Source organism: Rhizobium sp. 768_B6_N1_8 (genome assembly GCF_051811225.1).
Lineage (GTDB): Bacteria > Pseudomonadota > Alphaproteobacteria > Rhizobiales > Rhizobiaceae > Rhizobium.
This window is the reverse complement of record NZ_JBPWPV010000001.1, coordinates 2,882,591-2,900,928: the sequence shown is the minus strand read 5'-3', so window position 1 is coordinate 2,900,928 and position 18,338 is coordinate 2,882,591. Positions and strand designations below refer to the sequence as shown.

At 59.7% G+C, this 18,338-nt stretch carries 17 protein-coding genes; 8 read left to right on the top strand and 9 right to left on the bottom strand.

The genetic code is table 11. The annotated features are described in order from the left end of the window. Nucleotides 1-3 precede the first annotated feature (3 nt). Nucleotides 4-768 carry a GntR family transcriptional regulator gene (locus tag AB8B33_RS14900; RefSeq protein WP_439015969.1) on the bottom strand — a complete coding sequence of 255 codons (765 nt, stop codon included), beginning with the start codon at nt 766-768 and terminating at the stop codon, nt 4-6. Then, the gene (locus tag AB8B33_RS14895; RefSeq protein ID WP_439015968.1) at nt 765-1,649 is read right to left on the bottom strand and encodes a BadF/BadG/BcrA/BcrD ATPase family protein; all 885 of its coding nucleotides are present in this window, start codon (nt 1,647-1,649) and stop codon (nt 765-767) included. The genes AB8B33_RS14900 and AB8B33_RS14895 overlap by 4 nt, the downstream gene beginning before the upstream one ends. 532 nt (nt 1,650-2,181) lie before the next feature. Here AB8B33_RS14895 and AB8B33_RS14890 point away from each other — a divergent pair. The 5 genes from AB8B33_RS14890 (at nt 2,182) to AB8B33_RS14870 (ending at nt 7,520) form a co-directional block, all read left to right on the top strand. Beyond that, nucleotides 2,182-3,441, top strand: coding sequence for an ABC transporter substrate-binding protein (locus tag AB8B33_RS14890; protein ID WP_439015967.1), 1,260 nt, complete (start codon nt 2,182-2,184; stop codon nt 3,439-3,441). A gap of 201 nt (nt 3,442-3,642) precedes the next feature. Further along, on the top strand, nt 3,643-4,587 hold the full coding sequence (locus AB8B33_RS14885) for a carbohydrate ABC transporter permease (protein ID WP_439015966.1): 945 nt from the start codon (nt 3,643-3,645) through the stop codon (nt 4,585-4,587). 14 nt (nt 4,588-4,601) lie between these two features. After that, nucleotides 4,602-5,444 (top strand): carbohydrate ABC transporter permease, encoded by an 843-nt coding sequence (locus AB8B33_RS14880; RefSeq protein WP_439015965.1) that lies wholly within the window; start codon nt 4,602-4,604, stop codon nt 5,442-5,444. Beyond that, entirely contained in the window at nt 5,441-6,508 is a 1,068-nt protein-coding gene (locus AB8B33_RS14875; RefSeq protein WP_439015964.1) for a Gfo/Idh/MocA family protein, read from the top strand. Before AB8B33_RS14880 ends, AB8B33_RS14875 begins: the two co-directional genes overlap by 4 nt. A gap of 10 nt (nt 6,509-6,518) precedes the next feature. After that, a complete protein-coding gene (locus AB8B33_RS14870) occupies nt 6,519-7,520 on the top strand; it encodes an ABC transporter ATP-binding protein (protein WP_113324553.1) in 1,002 nt (333 codons plus the stop codon). A 66-nt stretch (nt 7,521-7,586) separates the two neighbouring features. Here AB8B33_RS14870 and AB8B33_RS14865 read toward each other — a convergent pair whose 3' ends face one another. The 7 genes from AB8B33_RS14865 to AB8B33_RS14835 all read right to left on the bottom strand — a co-directional run bounded on the left by AB8B33_RS14865 (nt 7,587) and on the right by AB8B33_RS14835 (nt 14,171). Next, nucleotides 7,587-8,465 carry a DMT family transporter gene (locus tag AB8B33_RS14865; protein ID WP_439015963.1) on the bottom strand — a complete coding sequence of 293 codons (879 nt, stop codon included), beginning with the start codon at nt 8,463-8,465 and terminating at the stop codon, nt 7,587-7,589. A gap of 184 nt (nt 8,466-8,649) precedes the next feature. Beyond that, a complete protein-coding gene (locus AB8B33_RS14860; RefSeq protein WP_439015962.1) occupies nt 8,650-8,955 on the bottom strand; it encodes an NIPSNAP family protein in 306 nt (101 codons plus the stop codon). Nucleotides 8,956-9,179: 224 nt separating this feature from the next. Next, the gene (locus AB8B33_RS14855) at nt 9,180-10,241 is read right to left on the bottom strand and encodes an ABC transporter ATP-binding protein (protein WP_439015961.1); all 1,062 of its coding nucleotides are present in this window, start codon (nt 10,239-10,241) and stop codon (nt 9,180-9,182) included. A gap of 12 nt (nt 10,242-10,253) precedes the next feature. Next, nucleotides 10,254-11,042, bottom strand: a complete 789-nt coding sequence (locus AB8B33_RS14850) for an ABC transporter permease (protein WP_113324551.1) — start codon at nt 11,040-11,042, stop codon at nt 10,254-10,256. Next, complete coding sequence (locus AB8B33_RS14845; RefSeq protein WP_310389255.1) at nt 11,039-11,932, bottom strand: ABC transporter permease; 894 nt, start codon at nt 11,930-11,932, stop codon at nt 11,039-11,041. The genes AB8B33_RS14850 and AB8B33_RS14845 overlap by 4 nt, the downstream gene beginning before the upstream one ends. Before the next feature lie 74 nt (nt 11,933-12,006). After that, nucleotides 12,007-13,110 carry an ABC transporter substrate-binding protein gene (locus AB8B33_RS14840; protein ID WP_439015960.1) on the bottom strand — a complete coding sequence of 368 codons (1,104 nt, stop codon included), beginning with the start codon at nt 13,108-13,110 and terminating at the stop codon, nt 12,007-12,009. Nucleotides 13,111-13,298: 188 nt separating this feature from the next. Then, entirely contained in the window at nt 13,299-14,171 is an 873-nt protein-coding gene (locus AB8B33_RS14835; protein WP_113324548.1) for a MurR/RpiR family transcriptional regulator, read from the bottom strand. 176 nt (nt 14,172-14,347) lie between these two features. Between AB8B33_RS14835 and AB8B33_RS14830 the strand changes: the two genes are divergently transcribed. The 3 genes from AB8B33_RS14830 to AB8B33_RS14820 all read left to right on the top strand — a co-directional run bounded on the left by AB8B33_RS14830 (nt 14,348) and on the right by AB8B33_RS14820 (nt 18,298). Continuing rightward, a complete protein-coding gene (locus AB8B33_RS14830) occupies nt 14,348-15,118 on the top strand; it encodes an N-formylglutamate amidohydrolase (protein WP_439015959.1) in 771 nt (256 codons plus the stop codon). Nucleotides 15,119-15,239: 121 nt separating this feature from the next. Next, a complete protein-coding gene (locus AB8B33_RS14825; protein ID WP_310389261.1) occupies nt 15,240-16,787 on the top strand; it encodes an amino acid permease in 1,548 nt (515 codons plus the stop codon). 146 nt (nt 16,788-16,933) lie between these two features. Next, a complete protein-coding gene (locus AB8B33_RS14820; protein ID WP_439015958.1) occupies nt 16,934-18,298 on the top strand; it encodes a glutamine synthetase family protein in 1,365 nt (454 codons plus the stop codon). Nucleotides 18,299-18,338: the final 40 nt, after the last annotated feature.

The following is an 18,338-nucleotide window of genomic DNA, read 5'->3' as shown; positions in this document are numbered from 1 at the left end:
GGCCTATGTTGCGCCAATCGTCAGCTCGGCGACGAAGTCATAGGCGTCGCCACGATAAAGCGAACGGGTGAATTCCACCGCGCGGCCAGAGCCGAGATAGGAAATACGTTCGATGGAGAGCCCGGCCTGGCCGACGGGGACGCCGAGCAGGTGGGCGTCGGCTTCCTTCATGTTGGTGGCGGATATCCGCTGGACGGCGCGCACCGGGCGCACGCCCCGTCGTTCCAGCTCGGCATAGAGCGAATTGGTGACAGTAGAGGGATCGGGCAGGAATTCGCCTGATACGCTCGCATGTTCGATCGCCAAGGGCTCGTCGTCGGCTATGCGCAGGCGGGAGAGGCGCGAGACCTTGATGTCGGTGCCGAGGCCGAGGATCATCATCTCGTCGGGCGAGGGGGTGTGGATGCCCTTGTGCAGCCATTCGGAGCGGGCGGTCATGCCGCGCCGGGCCATGTCCTCGGTGAAGGAGGTGAGCTGCGACAGGCGCTGTTCGACTTTCGAAACCGGCTTTGCGACAAAGGTGCCGGAGCCGTGGCGGCGCACGAGCAGGCCGTCGGCCACGAGCTCGTCGATTGCCTTGCGTACGGTCACGCGGCTGACGGCGGCAAATTCGGCGATGTCGCGTTCGGGGGGCAGGGCATCGCCATGGGCGAGCGTGCCGGTACGCACGGCATCTTCGAGTGTGCGGCGCAGCTTCACGTAAAGTGGGCCGGTGCCGCCGGCCTGCAAGCGTTCGGGTGAAAGGATGGAGGCGAGATCGTCGGTCATGCCACACCTCTCTGCCGTTCGTTCCGAAGCTTTACGGCAAGGTCGACGGCGCCCTGCAGCGCATCGGCCTTTGGTTCTACGAGAAGGGCCTTGTGCCGATCGGCAAGCCACGGATGGTAGGCTTTGGCCAGTCCGCCAAGCAGGCAGATGGACGGGCATTCCGCCCATGAGAGTGCATCGAGGCTTTCACCGATGGCGCGCGCTGCATCCTTGACGATCTCGATTGCGGTGACATCGCCGGCCTGAGCGCCTTCGAAGACCATCGGCGCAAAACGCGCGAAGTCCGTCGGCCGGGCTGTGTGGGCAAATTCGACGACGCGTTCCGGATCGTTGCCGTATTCGGCCATGACCTTTTCCGTCAACGGTGAGGCAGCGCGAACTCTATCATAGGCAAGCAGGGATTTTTCCAGGAGATCGCGGCCAAGCCGGGCGCCGCTTGCCTGATCGCCGACGATCGAACCCCAGCCGCCGATCCCGTGCAGGTTGCCGTCCCGGCGGGCATTATAAACGGAGCCGGTTCCGAGAGCGCCGATAATGCCGTCGCCGTCTCCGAGCGCGCCCTGCAGCGAAATCAGCGCGTCGGTGACGACCTGGCCGTTTCTGAAGGGAAGAGCCTTTTCGATGCGCTTGCCGTAATCGCCGACATTGGCACCGGCGACACCGATGACCGCAGTGGCGGTGGAAACGGTTTCATTTTTAAATCCTGCATCACGCAGAGCCTGACGAGCGGATTCGACAATATTGACGAGAGAGTTTTCCAGATCGGAAAGGATGTTGGCAGGGCCGGCCTTGCCGCGGCCGATGACATTGCCCATTCTGTCCGCAACTGCGGCCCGGCAGCTTGTTCCACCACCATCTATACCGATTGCAAGTTCCGTCATCGGACCTCCGGATACGCCGTTCCCTTGTGTTTTTTAATACAATACCAAAAAAATACCATTTACCAAGCAGAAATGACCGGGAAATTCTTTGTTTTTAACATATTGATTTTAAACAATAAAATTTTTTTATGAATTTTCTCAGGTCCAGAAGTTAATTTCGGCTGGACAATTGGTATTTTTTTGGCCTTAATTCCGCAAAAGGGAACAGCGTATCGAGGCATGTGAAAACCGGCAAAGAAAAACAGCGCCGGCCAGGTTTCGAGAAAGGTGCAGGCAATGATCCGCAGGAGCCGACATGGCTCGCGGAAGCGCGCGGCATCCTTCCAAGTTTTCCCTTATTTTCTGGCGCCCGGTTCAGTGTATCGGGAGGGCGCACCGTCCGGCCGGAGGCTATCGTCTTCCGTGTCGACAGAGCTTCGGGGCCGGCAATCTTGGCGGCTCTAAAAGGGGCGTTGGGTGTTTCCTCAGACACGCCAACTGCTTGTTTCAGATCGAAAACAGCGCCTAGCGGCGCTCAAAACAGGAGAGGGAAATGAAAAACACTGCTCTGAAAAGCCTGCTGCTTGCCTCCAGCCTGCTGTCGTCAGCTGGTCTCGTTCATGCCGCCGATGTCACGCTGACGATCGAAAGCTGGCGTAACGATGACCTGCAGATCTGGCAGGAAAAGATCATCCCGGCTTTCGAAGCCAAGAACCCGGGCATCAAGCTCGTCTTCTCGCCGACCGCGCCGACAGAATACGATGCTGCAACCTCTGCCAAGATCGATGCCGGCAGCGCCGGTGACATCATCACCTGCCGCCCCTTCGACAAGTCACTGGCGCTGTTTAAGAACGGTAATTTGACGAGCTTGAACGATCTGCCGGGAATGGAGAACTTTTCGCCGGTGGCGAAGGCCGCCTGGACGACCGACGACGGCAAGTCGACCTTCTGCGTGCCGATGGCTTCGGTCATCCACGGCTTCATCTATAACAAGGATGCCTTCGACAAGCTCGGCATCGCCATTCCGAAGACAGAAGACGAGTTCTTCGCAGCCCTCGACAAGATCAAGGCTGACGGCACCTACATCCCGCTCGCCATGGGCACAAAGGATCTCTGGGAAGCCGCAACCATGGGCTACCAGAACATCGGCCCGAACTACTGGAAGGGCGAGGACGGCCGTGAAGCCCTGATCGCGGGCAAGCAGAAGCTGACCGACGCCGACTGGGTCAAGCCTTATGAAGAGCTTGCCAAGTGGAAGCCCTATCTCGGCGACGGTTTCGAAGCCCAGACCTATTCGGACAGCCAGAACCTCTTCACGCTCGGCCGCGCCGCCATCTATCCGGCCGGCTCTTGGGAAATCTCGCTCTTCAACACGCAGGCGCAATTCAAGATGGGCGCCTTCCCGCCGCCGGTTCCGAAGGCCGGCGACCAGGGCTACATCTCCGACCATCCGGATATCGGCGTTGCCCTGAACGCCAAGAGCAAGCACCAGGAAGAAGCCAAGAAGTTCCTTGCCTGGGTCGCTTCGCCCGAGTTTGCGGATATCTACGCCAATGCGCTGCCGGGCTTCTTCAGCCTGAACTCCAACCCGGTCAAGATGACGGACCCGCTCGCTCAGGAATTCGTTTCCTGGCGCGGCCCGTACAAGTCGACCGTCCGCTCGACCTACCAGATCCTGTCGCGCGGCACGCCGAACCTCGAAAACGAGACCTGGGTTGAATCGGCTAACGTCATCAATGGCACGGACACTCCGGCCGTTGCTGCCGAAAAGCTCCAGAAGGGCCTCGACAGCTGGTACAAGCCGGCCAAGTAAGCTGAAAGCATGAGAGGAGGGCGGCAGTCCGATTGCCGCCCTCATTCCTGTCTCCTCGGGCTAGCCCGAGGGATGTCATAGGAATCTAGCCACGCAAAGTCTTTCGCGTGAAAGAGTCTCCCGCGCCGCCGAGGCGGCGCTGCTCGATCCCTGTGACAAGTAGGGATGAGGGAGAGAACGAAGCCAAAAGCGAGCCAAGCGATGACCGATCAGACATCGGCAATTCCTGAACCGATCAAGCGTCCCATACGCTGGCATATCGGTATCTTCCTTCTCCCGGCATTGATCGTCTATTCGGCGATCATGGTCCTGCCGCTGATCGAAACGCTCCGGCTTTCCTTCTACAACACGGTCGATGGCGCACCGACGTTTGTCGGCTTCGCCAATTACAAGGTTCTGTTCGGCGACCAGCGCTGGGCGCACGACTTCTGGAACGCGCTCGTCAACAACCTGATCTTCTTCGCCATTCATATGTGTGTGCAGAATCCGATCGGGATTGCGCTTGCCGCGCTTCTTTCGACGCCGAAGCTGCGCTTCGTCGCCTTCTATCGTACGGCGATCTTCCTGCCGACGCTGCTTTCCTTCGTTATCGTCGGTTTCATCTGGAAGCTGATCCTCTCGCCGATCTGGGGCGTTGCTCCCTGGCTGATGAGCCTTGTCGGTGCGAAGTGGCTTTTTGCGCCCTGGCTCGGCCAGTCCGGTCCGGCGCTGGTGGCTGTGTCGCTGATCTCCAACTGGCAATATATCGGCATCCCGATGATGCTGATCTATGCTGCACTTCTGAGCATCCCCGAGGAGGTGATCGAGGCTGCCGAATGCGACGGCATCACCGGCTGGGCGCAGTTCTGGAAGATCAAGCTGCCGCTGATCCTGCCGGCGATCGGCATCATCTCGATCCTGACCTTCGTCGGCAATTTCAACGCCTTCGACCTGATCTATACCGTGCAGGGCGCGCTTGCCGGCCCCGACATGTCCACGGATATTCTCGGCACGCTGCTCTACCGCACCTTTTTCGGCTTCCAGCTGCAGCTCGGCGACCGCTCCATGGGCGCGACGATCGCAACGGTGATGTTCCTCATCATCCTTGCCGGCGTCTCCTTCTATCTTTTCGCCATTCAGCGGCGCATGCGCCGCTACCAGTTCTGAGGAGTGTGAGCCCCATGTCGAACAGAGCGCGCACATCCCCCATCCGCACCGGCCTCGTGCATCTGGCGCTGATCGGTTACACGCTGATCGCCATCTTCCCGGTGTTCCTGACGATCATCAATTCGCTCAAGGACCGCAACGCGATCTTCCGGTCGCCGCTGCAGGTGCCGACGCCTTCCACCTTCAGCCTCGTCGGCTATCAGACGGTGTTGGGGCAGGGTGACTTTGCCACCTATTTCCAGAACAGCTTCATCGTGACGATCGTTGCGATCTTCCTTGTGCTGCTGTTCGGGGCGATGGCCGCCTTTGCGCTGTCGGAATACCGTTTCCGCGGCAATACGGTGATGGGCCTCTACATGGCGATCGGCATCATGATCCCGATCCGCCTCGGCACGGTCGCCATCCTGCAGGGCATGGTCGCGAGTGGCCTCGTCAATACGCTGACGGCGCTGATCCTTGTCTATACGGCGCAGGGCATACCGCTTGCGATCTTCATCCTGTCGGAATTCATGCGCACCGTCTCCGACGACCTGAAGAATGCCGGCCGCATCGACGGGCTCTCGGAATATTCGATTTTCTTCCGCCTCGTGCTGCCGCTGGTGCGGCCGGCTATGGCGACGGTCGCCGTCTTCACGATGATCCCGATCTGGAACGACCTGTGGTTCCCGCTGATCCTGGCGCCATCCGAAGCCACCAAGACCGTGACGCTCGGTTCGCAGATCTTCATCGGCCAGTTCGTCACGAACTGGAATGCGGTTCTGGCAGCACTGTCGCTCGCGATCCTGCCGATCCTCGTCCTCTATGTCATCTTCTCGCGGCAGCTGATCCGCGGCATTACCTCGGGAGCCGTCAAGTGAGCCAATCCGAAAAGCCGATCCGCGTTCTCGTTGCCGGCCTCGGCAATATGGGCCGCAGCCATGCGCTCGCCTATAACAACAATCCGGGCTTCGAGATCGTCGGCCTCGTCAACCGCTCCAAGCCGTCGCAGCTCGCGCCCGAGCTGGATCAATACACGATCCATCCGGACTTCATGACGGCGCTTGCCGAGCTGGAGCCGGATCTCTGCTCGATCAACACCTATTCCGACAGCCATGCCGATTATGCCGTGGCTGCCTTCGAGGCCGGCTGTGACGTTTTCGTCGAAAAGCCGCTGGCAACGACGGTTGCCGATGCGGAGCGTGTCGTGGCTGCGGCGAAGAGGGCCGGCAAGAAGCTGGTCATCGGCTATATCCTCCGCCACCATCCGTCGTGGAAGAAGCTGATCGAGGAGGCAAGGAAGCTCGGTGGTCCCTATGTCTTCCGCATGAATCTCAATCAGCAGTCCAGCGGCCCGACCTGGGCGACGCACAAGTCGCTGATGCAGACGACTTCGCCGATCGTTGATTGCGGTGTCCACTATGTCGACGTCATGTGCCAGATCACTGATGCGAAGGCGGTCGAGGTGCGCGGTATGGGTCTGCGGCTGTCGAACGAGATTGCGCCCGACATGTATAATTACGGCCACCTGCAGGTGCTCTATGAAGACGGTTCCGTCGGCTGGTACGAGGCCGGCTGGGGGCCGATGATCTCCGAGACCGCCTTCTTCGTGAAGGATGTCATGTCGCCGAACGGCGCGGTTTCGATCGTCATGGATCCGAAGGCGAAGTCCGACGATATCGACACGCATACCAAGACATCCGTCATCCGGCTGCATACGGCAGAGACCGGCCCGGACGGCAAATTCATCCGTCCCGATCAGGACATGACGATGGAAGGCGAGCCCGGCCATCAGGCGCTTTGCGACCTGGAACAGGCCTTCGTGCTGCGCGCTGTCAGCGAAGATCTGGACCTTACCCGCCATATGGATGACGCCGTGGCCTCGCTGCGCATCTGCCTTGCCGCTGACGAAAGCGTGCGCACCGGCCGACCGGTTAGACTATAAGGAAAGACTAGTGGGATCGCTTCAACTCAAATCCATCCGCAAGGCCTATGGCACGCATGATGTGCTGAAGGGCATCGACCTCGAGGTCAAAGACGGCGAATTCGTCATTTTCGTCGGCCCTTCCGGCTGCGGAAAATCAACCCTGCTTCGCAGCATTGCCGGCCTGGAAGACGTGACCTCGGGCGCCGTCATCATCAACGGCCGCGATGAGACGCTGACACCGCCGGCCAAACGCGGTATCGCCATGGTGTTCCAGTCCTACGCGCTCTATCCGCACCTGACGGTCAAGGACAACATGGGCCTCGGTCTCAAGCAAGCCGGTACGGCCAAGGACGAGATCGAGAAGCGGGTGAGCAAGGCGTCGTCGATGCTGTCGCTCGAACAATATCTGGCGCGTCGCCCGGCCGAGCTTTCTGGTGGTCAGCGCCAGCGCGTGGCGATCGGCCGTGCGATCGTGCGCGAGCCGGAACTCTTCCTGTTCGACGAGCCACTCTCCAACCTCGACGCGGCGCTGCGCGTGCAGACGCGCCTCGAAATCGCTCGCCTGCACCGCAGCCTCAAGGCGACGATGATCTACGTCACCCACGACCAGGTGGAAGCCATGACGCTCGCCGACAAGATCGTGGTGCTGAATGCCGGTGCAATCGAGCAGATCGGTTCGCCGATGGAACTCTATAACCGCCCGGCCAATACATTCGTCGCCGGCTTCATCGGCTCGCCGCAGATGAACTTCATTGCCGGCGACAAGGTCGGCGATGCGGAGGCAAAAACGGTCGGCATCCGCCCCGAGCACCTGATGCTGTCTCGCGACAATGGTACCTGGAAGGCGAAGACTGTACATGTCGAGCATCTCGGCGCCGACACAATCGTCTATCTGGAATCCGACCAGTGCGGCCTGCTGACCGCGCGTCTCTTCGGCGAACATAAGTATGAACCCGATGAGATTGTCTATGCGACGCCCGATGGCGGCCACGTCCATCGCTTCGATGCGAACGACCAAGCGATCCGCTGATTGCCACCTGAATGAAAAGCCCCGCCATCGAGCGGGGCTTTTTCTTTCGAGCAACAGGTAGATGGGTCAACGCCGAAAAAGCCGTCCATCGATGATGATCAGGCTCGTCATGATCAGGATCATCCCGCTGAACTCGAACGTTTCCAGTCTTTCGCCGAGAAAGACCGTGCCCAGCAGGATCGCGCTGACGGGCACCAGCAGCGTCACGAGGGAAGCATTGGTCGCTCCGGCCGAGGCGATGAGGTTGAAATACAGAATGAAGGCGAAGGCGGTTGTCAGGATCGCGAGAACCAGTACGGCCATCCATATCGGAACAGACGGCGTGACGATGTCGGCCGGGCTGTAGAAAAAGAAAACGATCGGCAGCATGAGGATGGTCGCGCCTGTCAGTTGGCCGGTCGCGACCACCGTCGGGCTTATGCTTTTGAAGCGTTTGGCGTAGACAACGGCGAAGGCATAGGAGACAGCGGCTCCGATGACTGCGAGTTTTGCCCATGTGGGTCCGCCAAGATTGGAAAGAAGTCCAGGGCCGATCATGACGGCAGCGCCTGCGATGCCGATCGCGACGCCTGCGATCTTCACGGTTGAGATCTTTTCATCCGGTGTCAGCGCGTTTGCTACGAGGATCGTCCAAAGAGGTGTTGTTGCGTAGAACACCGAGGCGAGGCCGGCGCCGATTTCCGTTTGGCCAGTGAAGATCAACGAGAAGGGAATGACGTTGTTGAGCAGGGCGAGACACAGAAAAGAGCCGGGCCGGGCGAGAACGGGCGCGAAGGAAATGCCGCGCAGCTTCAACCAGAGATGCAGGACCAGCGCGGCAATCGCCACGCGATAAAGCACGAGGGCCAAAGGCGGAATTTCGGATACGGCTATGCGGGCGAAGAAGAACGACCCGCCCCAAAGTGCGCCCAGGAGCGCGAGCTGGCCCCAATCCTTCGCCGACATTGATTGTGTCATCGCTTCGGTGCGCAAAGCCGTCATCCAATAGATGGAGATATGCCTTGCACTCTATCCCCGGCTGGGGCGGCCGACAGTAACGGAACAATCCGGATATCCGAATTCTATGGAATCTGGTGCTGTCTTATCCCGATCGGCCGGATTGATATGTCTGGACTGAATTCCAGGGGGATCAGCCGAGAACCGGGCGCATGAAGCTGCGCTCATAGCTGATGATGCTGCGGTTGCGCTTGTCGAGCTCGAAGGCGGCCTGGCATTCCGGGTCGCTTGCCATACGGGTGCGATAGTCCTCATAGGCGGCAAGGCTCGGGAAGGAAAACAGCGCAACCGCAATGTTGTTTGCGCCCTCGGACGGCAGGAAATAGCCGTGATGGGCACCGCCCATCCTGTTGACGATGGGGATCCAGAGCCGGGCGTATTGTTCGAATTCGGCAAGTTTGTAAGGGTCGATGACGTATCGCAGATGGCAGGTAATCATTGAAAGACCCCGTTGTGGAGCGACCGAGCGGATGGCCGTCCGGTCTGTATTGCTTGCCCGGATTCGAGGCAAGCCGTTGGTCAGTTCCTTTACGCTGCCTTCCGTTTCGATGCTATCTCCCTGGCCTGGATATTCAGAGGGGCAGGGGCTCATGAAAATTAGGTAGCAGGCATACAAAAGGCGCCGCGTTGGCGGCGCCTTCGTTTTATTTCAGTCCGTTTCGATCAGTCGCGGATGACGAGCAGGTCGGCGGCCATGAAGCGGAGCGTCACGGTTTCGCCAGCGGCCGGAGGGGTGACGCCGGGGCTATTGAACATGTCGAAGGAGATGACGTTGCCGCCGACATTCATGCGGGTGCGGATGACCGAACCCAGGAAGTGGGCGGAGACGACCTGACCGGTCAGCGCAGTGTCGCTCTGGGTGCCTTCGGCGAGCGAACCGGCTTCCGGGCGGAGCGCTAGCTGAACGGTGTCGCCAGCCTTGTAAGTCTGGACGGACTGTTTCAGCGTCACACCCTGATCGCCGATCTGGATACGGTTGCTATCCGGGTCGACTACCTTGGCTTCGATGAGGTTCAGCGTGCCGACGAAGGAGGCGACGAAGCGCGTTGCCGGCGTGTTGTAGATCTCGAAGGGCGTGCCGATCTGGTCTGCCTTGCCGCCATTCATGACGACGATGCGGTCGGAGATCGAAAGCGCTTCTTCCTGGTCATGCGTGACGAAAACCGTGGTGATGCCAAGCGACTGCTGGATCTGGCGGATTTCTTCGCGCAGCGACACGCGGATCTTGGCATCGAGAGCCGAGAGCGGTTCGTCGAGCAGGAGCACCTGTGGCTTGACGGCAAGCGCACGGGCGAGTGCGACGCGCTGCTGCTGGCCGCCGGACATCTGGTAGGGGAAGCGATCTGCCAGATGATCGAGCTTGATGAGGCCGAGCATTTCCTTGACTCTGCTGTCGATCTCCGGCTTCGGAGCGCCCGCGACCTTCATGCCGAAGGCGACGTTGTCATGCACCGTCATGTTCGGGAACAGGGCGTAGGCCTGGAAGACCATGCCGATGTTGCGCTGGTTTGGCTTCAGCGCACGCTGGTCCTTGCCGTTGATCGTCAGCGTGCCGCCGGTCGGCGTTTCAAAACCAGCGATCATGCGCAGGACGGTCGTCTTGCCACAGCCCGATGGTCCGAGGAAGGAGACGAATTCCCCTTTCTCGATGTTCATGTTGAAGTTTTTGACGACCTGCGTCTGGCCGAAGGATTTCTGAATGTTGGTCAGCGTAAGAAAAGACATGAGCCAAATACCTTATACCCTAGCCGGGCGGGCTTTGCCAAAGCGGGAAACGAGATTGAGCAGGCCCATGCTGAGCCAGGTGATCGAAAATGCGATGACGGCGAGCGCCGAAGGCTCATAGGCCTGGTTGGCGCCGACACGCTGCAGGTAGGGGCCGAAAGCAGGGCGGCCGAGCAAGGCTGCCATGGTGAATTCGCCCATGACGATCGCGAGCGTGATGAAGGCGCCCGAAAGCACGCCGCTCATGACGTTCGGAAAAATGCACTTGAACATGATCGTCGTCCACCTCGCACCAAGGCTTTCGGCTGCTTCCGTCAGCGTGCGGACGTCGATGGCGCGCATGGCGGTATCGACGGCGCGGTACATGTAGGGCAGCGAGAGCGTGATGTAGGAGAACATCAGCAGGATGTTGGTGCCCGTCGTGGAGCCGGTCAGCGGCAGGTACGAGGAGGACTTGTACATTTGAATATAGCCGAAGACGATGACGATCGCCGGGATGACGAGCGGCAGCAGCGTGATGAATTCGACGACCTGACGCATCTGCGGCAGGCGCAGGCGTACCCAATATGCGGTGGGTACGACGAGCAGCATGCCGAAGACGATGGTCAGCGCGGCCATCATCATGGAGTAGCCGAACGTCTCGCGGAAACTGGCATCGGAAAAGACAGACTGATAGGCGTCGAACGAATAGGCGTCACGACGCTTGCGCAGGGAGAATTCCAGCGTACCGAGAAGCGGGACGATGAAATAGGTTGCACCGATGATGATGGCGATCCAGGCGCCGATACGTTGTCCCTTCATTTTTGCCACCGTTCAGCGCGCATGCGCAGCATGAGATAGAGAACATTCGAAACGCCGGTGATGACGATCATGCCGAGCGCGATCGCGTAGCCGAGATTGGCGTTGTGAAGCACGTCGCCCTGGATCTGTGCGTAGAGCAGGATCGGGACGATGTTGAGCGACGAGCCGGTCAGCGCATAGGCCGTTGCAATAGCGCCGAAAGCGTTCGCAAACAGAAGCAGCGTGGTACCGAGCAGGCTTGGCCAGAGGATCGGCAGCGCAACCATTGTCCAATACTGGCGGTTGGTGGCGCCGAGGATTTGTGAAGCTTCGCGCCATTCCTTCTTCATGCCGTCGAGCGCCGGCGTCAGGATCAGCACCATCAGCGGGATCTGGAAATACATGTAGGTGATGGTGAGGCCGAAGAAGGAGAGAAGGTTGAAGCCGGTGCCGTAAAGGTTGAAGCCGAACCAGTCGCGCAGGAAGAGGGTCACAAGGCCGGTGCGGCCAAGCGTTGCCAGGAAGGCGAAGGCGAGCGGCACACCGGCAAAGTTCGAGGCGACGCCCGAGAATGTCAGCAGCGTTGCGCGGACCCCGCTCGGCAGCCCGCCGAGCACGACGGCCCAGGCGAGAAAGAAGCCGATCAGCGCGCCACCAAGAGCGGATGCGACCGAGACGCGGATACTAATCCAGTAGGCGCTCATAATGGATGGGGTGAAAAGATCGCTGATATTTTTCAGCGTTAAATCGCCATCGGGCGTCAAAAACGCGCCCGCCACAAGATACAGAGTGGGGATGATCAGGAATAGCAGAGAAAAAATAATAAAGGGTGCAATGCCCAGCCAGTCGATCACACGATCTTTGTTGATCAAGGGGGCAGTGCTTACCATAGGCGTTGAAACGGTGCTCATGGAAAAGCTCATCCTGGGGCGTCGGAGTGAGAAAAGCCTCCCCGCCTTGGTAGGCGGGGAGGCGAGGTCAGATATTACTGAACGTTGGCGCCGACGACGCTATCCCACTTGGTGGTGATTGCGGTCTTGCCCTTGTCCTGCTCGTCGAGCGTCGGGAAGACGGCCTTTGCATAGCCTTCAGCCGGCGGCAGCTTGTCGAGCAGTTCCTTCGGAACCTTGCCCTTCTGAGCGAGGTCGTTGAAGCGGATCGGGTGGCAGTAGCCCTTCAGCCAAGCGAGCTGGCCTTCGTCCGAATAGAGATATTCCATCCAGAGCTTGGCAGCGTTCGGGTGCGGAGCGAAAGCGGAGATCGCCTGAACGTAAACGCCTGCGACAACGCCGGTCGACGGAACGACGACTTCAACCGGCGGGTTGCCGGCAAGGCTGTCGCGCCATGCGAGGCCGTTGTAGTCCCATGCGACGACGATCGGGGTCGAGCCCTGAGCGAGCGAAGCGGACTTGCCGATAACCGGAACGAGCGCGCCGGCCTTGTTCAGCTCTGCGAAGTAAGCGAGACCAGCTTCACCAGCCTTCGTTGCGTCCTTTTCACCGGTTGCAAGACCGGCAGCGTAAACGGCCTGAACAGCCTGGTTCGAAGCGCGCGGGTCGCCGGCGAGCGAAACCGTGTTGGCATATTCCGGCTTCTTGAGGTCAGCCCAGTCCTTCGGGACGTTCTTGACGATATCGGTGTTCACGACGAAGGAGAGAACGCCGTAGTAATCGCCGTACCAGTAGCCTTCGGCATCCTTGGCGCTGTCCGGAATGGAATCCCAGGTGGAGACCTTGTAAGGCTGGATCAGGCCGTCCTTCTTGGCAGACGGACCGAAGGAGAGGCCGACGTCGATGACGTCAGGCGCCTGCGGGCCGGTGTTGCCCTTGTTGGCCTTGATTGCTTCGACTTCGTCGCCCGAACCTGCATCCGGGTTCAGTTCGTTGATTTCGAGGCCGTACTTGGCCTTGAAGCCTGCGATGACGTCGCCGTAGCCGCACCAGTTATGCGGGAGAGCGATCGTGGTCAGCGTGCCTTCCTTTTTGGCGGCAGCGATAAGATCAGCGCTCGGCTCAGCTGCTGCGATCGCAGTCGAAGCAACGATCATCGCAGTAGAAAGCGAGAGCAGTCGAGAAATGTTAGAGATCACTGTTGTTCTCCTTCGGGTTTTCAGTGTCCGATGTGCTGTTACTGGCGTTAGATGAAGCTTGTATGACAGTTGAATGACGTTAATTTTCTCATGAATAGCAGGTGCTTGCGCCAATGTTTCATTTGCGACAGGCTGTCCTGTTTCCGCGAAATCCGTCATTGTTTTTGCCCTTTTTTTAGTTGTCCCTCCTAACCGGGTTTGCGGAAAAGCCGGGTCTGTTCGAACAGGCCTTCCAGCGTTTTCATGCGCTCCTTCGTTTCGTCCCAGGTCGAGTTCTGCACCGCCTCGATGAGCGCCTCGACGATAAAGAGTGTGACAACGGAGGAATCCCAGGCCGACGGCGCCTCGATCTGCACGCGAAAGGCGTGACGGGCGAGCTTGGCAGCGGGCGAAGCCCACTGGTCGGTGAAGACGATGATTTCGGCTCCGCGCTTACGGGCGGCAGTGGCGAGGCTCACCATTTCCTGCTCGTAGCGGCGGATATCGAAGATGATGAGCAGGTCACCCGGATTCATATTGAGGACGTATTGCGGCCAGCTCGACGAATTGGAAGAAAGCAGCGCCGTGTTCGGGCGGATGACCTGCATATGGGTGAAGAAATATTCGGCAAGTGCGCCGGTGATGCGTCCGCCGACGAAATAGAGCGTGCGCTTGCGGTCCGAGAGCAAGGCTGCGGCGTTATCAAAGGTAGCCGTATCGAGATCGGAGAGCGTCTGGCGCAGATTGCCCATGATGGCATCGGCGAAGCGGTTCAATATATGGGTGCCCGGCGCGTTCTGGGCCCAGCGGTCGTGCTTGGCGATCGGATTGGAAATCGTCGCCTCGACTTCCTGATGCAGATGCTGCTGGAAGTCTGGATAGCCCTTGTAGCCAAGCTTCTGGACCATGCGCACGACCGTCGGCGTAGAGACGCCGGCATTTTCAGCAATCGTGGTGATGCTGCCGAGGCCGGAGACGGGGTAGTTGTCGAGCAGGCTTTCGGCCAACTGCTTTTCGGCGCGTGTGAGCACGCCGAGATGTGAATGAATGACGTCCGAAACGGTCTTAGCCGCGACACTCACGTGATTTTGCTCCCCGGGATGGTCTGATGCCACTTTCCCACTGAAAGTTAACAACGCTGTCACAATCCATGTCAACAAGTGTCATGAAAAGAAATTTTCAGAACGCGCTTGACACTGTCGAGAACCTGAAGAATTCTTTTCTTGTAAAGATTTTATTAAGCGATGGAGAGGTGCTGTTGGTGCTGGCTCAGCCCCGAATTCTCAGCGAAGCGGACGGCGATTGCGTCGCAATCGAACGCGTCCGCGGCAAGAGTCCCGTGCTCATCATCTGCGAGCACGCATCCCGCACGCTTCCTGAACATTTCGGTAATCTCGGCCTCTCCGAAGAAGCGCTTTTAAGCCACATCGCCTGGGATCCGGGCGCGCTTGCCGTTGCCCGCGGCATTTCGGCTGCTCTCGATGCGGCGCTCATCTACCAGCGCTTCTCCCGGCTGATCTATGACTGCAACCGGCCGCCGAGTTCGCCGGGCGCCATGCCCGAGGTCAGCGAGATCTACACGATCCCCGGTAACAAGGATTTGACCGGGGAAGAGCGCCTTGCGCGCACCGAAGCGCTTTACCAGCCGTTCCACGATGCTGTTCGCGCCTTGATCCGTGACCGCCAGGCGAGGGGGCAGGATAGCGTCATTGTGACGATTCACAGTTTCACACCGGTCTATAATGGCCAGCAACGCGCCGTCGAGCTCGGCATCCTCCATGACGAGGACAGCCGCCTTGCCGACCGCATGCTGGTATCAGCGGCCGAGGCGCCGCTCTACCGCACCGAACGCAACGAGCCCTACGGGCCGGAGGACGGCGTGACGCACACGCTGATCCTGCACGGCATTTCCAACGGGCTTCGCAATGTCATGATCGAGGTCCGAAACGACCTCATCGCAGACGATACCGGCCAAGGGGTCGTGGCCGACTATCTCGCAAGGCTCATCCAGGAAAGTCTGGACGCCTGAATAAAACATAAGACCCCGGGGAGCAGTTTAACTGCGAACAGCCCGCAAGGCGAAAAGCCACGGGCACTATTGGCACTGGATTGGCCGCAATTCCGCGGGCGATTGTCAACAGGGGGAAGTCATGTCGGACTATACCGAAAGTGATAAAAAGCAGGATGTGCATATCCTGCATTCCATGGGCTATGCCCAGGAACTCGAACGGCGGATGAGCTCGTTTTCGAATTTCGCCGTTTCCTTTTCGATCATCTGCATCCTCTCCGGCGGTATCAACTCGCTGGCGCAGGCGACCTCGGGCGCGGGCGGTGCCGCCATCGGCATCGGCTGGCCGATCGGCTGCTTTGTTTCGCTCGTTTTTGCCGTCGCCATGGCGCAGATCAGCTCCGCCTATCCGACGGCAGGCGGGCTCTATCACTGGGGTTCGATCCTCGGCAACCGTTTCACCGGCTGGCTGACAGCCTGGTTCAACCTGCTTGGCCTCGTCACGGTTCTCGGCGCCATCAATGTCGGCACCTATTACTTCTTCATGGGCGCCTTCGGCACGAGCTATCTCGGCCTGACGGACACGACGCTGGTGCGGATCGTCTTCCTGGTGATCATCACCGGCGCACAGGCGCTTGTGAACCATATGGGCATCGGGCTCACCGCAAAGCTCACGGACTTCTCCGGCTACCTGATCTTTGCAACCGCGATCGTGCTCGCAGCCGTGTGCCTGCTTGCCGCACCGTCTTATGAGTTCGGCCGGCTCTTCACCTTTGCCAACTATTCCGGCGAAGTCGGCGGCAATGTATGGCCCACGACATCGGGCGCCTGGGTGTTCCTGCTCGGCCTTCTGCTGCCGATCTACACCATCACCGGTTATGACGCTTCCGCGCATACTTCGGAAGAAACCGTCAAGGCGGCGCATTCCGTTCCGCGCGGCATGGTCGCGTCGGTCCTGTGGTCGGCGCTTTTCGGCTACATCATGCTGTGCGCCTTCGTGCTCATGCTGCCGAACATGGACGACGCGGCAAAGCAGGGCTGGAACGTGTTTTTCTGGGCGATGGACAGCCAGGTGAACCCGATCGTCAAGGATATCCTGTATCTCGCGATCTTCGTCAGCCAGTGGTTGTGCGGCCTTGCGACCGTCACCTCGGTCTCGCGCATGATCTTCGCCTTCTCGCGTGACGGCGGCCTGCCGGCCTCCAAGGCGCTGTCGAAGGTCAGCCCGAACTACCGCACGCCGGTTGCTGCGATCTGGACGGGCTCGATCCTCTCGGTGCTCTTCGTCTGGGGCTCGTCGCTCGTCTCGATCGGCGACACGCCGGTTTACACGATCGTCGTATCCTGCACGGTCATCTTCCTGTTCTTCTCCTTCGCGATCCCGATCGCACTCGGCCTCTTTGCCTGGGGAACCTCGAAGTGGGACAAGATGGGTCCGTGGAACCTCGGCGAAGGCATGTTCAAGCTCTTCGCGGTCCTCTCGATCCTCGCGATGATCCTGATCTTCGTTCTCGGCATTCAGCCGCCGAACAGGCCGGCGCTCTACGTCACGGTAGGGTTCCTGGTGCTGACGGGCATCGTCTGGTTCGGCTTCGAAAGCCGCCGCTTCAAGGGCCCGCCGATCGGCGACGAAGTGGCAAAACGCCAGGCCGAGATCGCAGCGGCCGAAAAGGCCGTCGGCGAAAGCTAAGAACTGAGGCTTCCCTCTCACATGGCGGGGCCGCATCACGCGGCCCCCTCACGGTTCAACGAAAAGGCATCGGGCGGGTTGATCCCGGCGGTCGCATGCCGTTTCGTTTTCCCGATTTCTCAGGTTCAATTTCAGGCGGATACATCATGAGCAGCTATACTCTCGACGATCTCAGACAGGACGTTGCCGACGGGCGCATCGATACGGTGCTGGCCTGCCAGGTGGACATGCAGGGGCGCCTGATGGGCAAGCGTTTCCAGGCGGAATTCTTCCTCGAAAGCGCGTGGAAGGAAACGCATAGCTGCAACTACCTACAGGCCACCGACATGGAGATGGAAACCGTCTCCGGCTACAAGGCGACCAGCTGGGAGAAGGGCTACGGCGACTATACGATGAAGCCGGACCTTTCGACGCTGCGGGTCATCCCCTGGCTCGAAGGAACGGCCCTCGTTCTCTGCGACGTGCTCGACCACCATACGCATGAGGAAGTGGCCCATTCGCCGCGCGCGATCCTGAAGAAGCAGGTCAAGCGCCTGGAGGACATGGGCATGAAGGCCTATATGGCCTCCGAACTCGAATTCTTCCTGTTCGACCAGACCTACGAGGCGGCACAGGCGTCCGGATACCGAAACCTGAAGCTCGCCAGCGCCTATAATGAGGACTACCACATCTTCCAGACGACCAAGGAAGAAGAGGTAATGCGGGCGATCCGCAAGGGCCTGCAGGGTGCGGGCATCCCGGTCGAAAATTCCAAGGGCGAGGCTTCCGCCGGCCAGGAAGAAATCAATGTGCGTTATGCCGATGCGCTCACCATGGCCGACCGGCATGCGATCATCAAGAACGGCTGCAAGGAGATCGCCTGGTCGAAGGGCAAGGCAATCACCTTCCTTGCCAAGTGGCATTACAATGCCGCCGGCAGTTCCTCGCATATCCATCAGTCGCTCTGGAGTCTCGAAGAAAAGCCGCTCTTCTTCGACCATGCCGGCCATCACGGCATGACACCGCTGATGCAGAACTATATTGCCGGCCTGCTCAGCCACGCGAGCGAGATCACCTATTTCCTGGCGCCTTACATCAATTCCTACAAGCGCTTCATGGCCGGCACCTTCGCGCCGACCAAGGCCGTCTGGAGCAAGGACAACCGAACGGCGGGCTACCGCCTCTGCGGCGAGGAGACCAAGGCGATCCGTATCGAATGCCGCGTCGGCGGCTCCGATCTCAATCCCTATCTCGCCTTCGCGGCCCTGCTTGCCGCCGGCATCGACGGTATCGAAAGGAAGCTGGAACTGGAGGCGCCCTATGTGGGGGACGCCTATTTCGGCAAGGACATTCGCGAGATCCCGCGCACGCTGCGGGCTGCCACCAAGGCGATGACGGAATCGGAGATGCTGCGCGCAGCCTTCGGTGACGACGTCATCGACCACTATACCCGCGCTGCCGAATGGGAGCAGGAAGAATACGACCGCCGCATCACGGATTGGGAAGTGGCGCGCGGCTTCGAGAGAGCTTAAGAACATATCCGAAGCGGAAAGCCGCCCGACCGGATTCTCC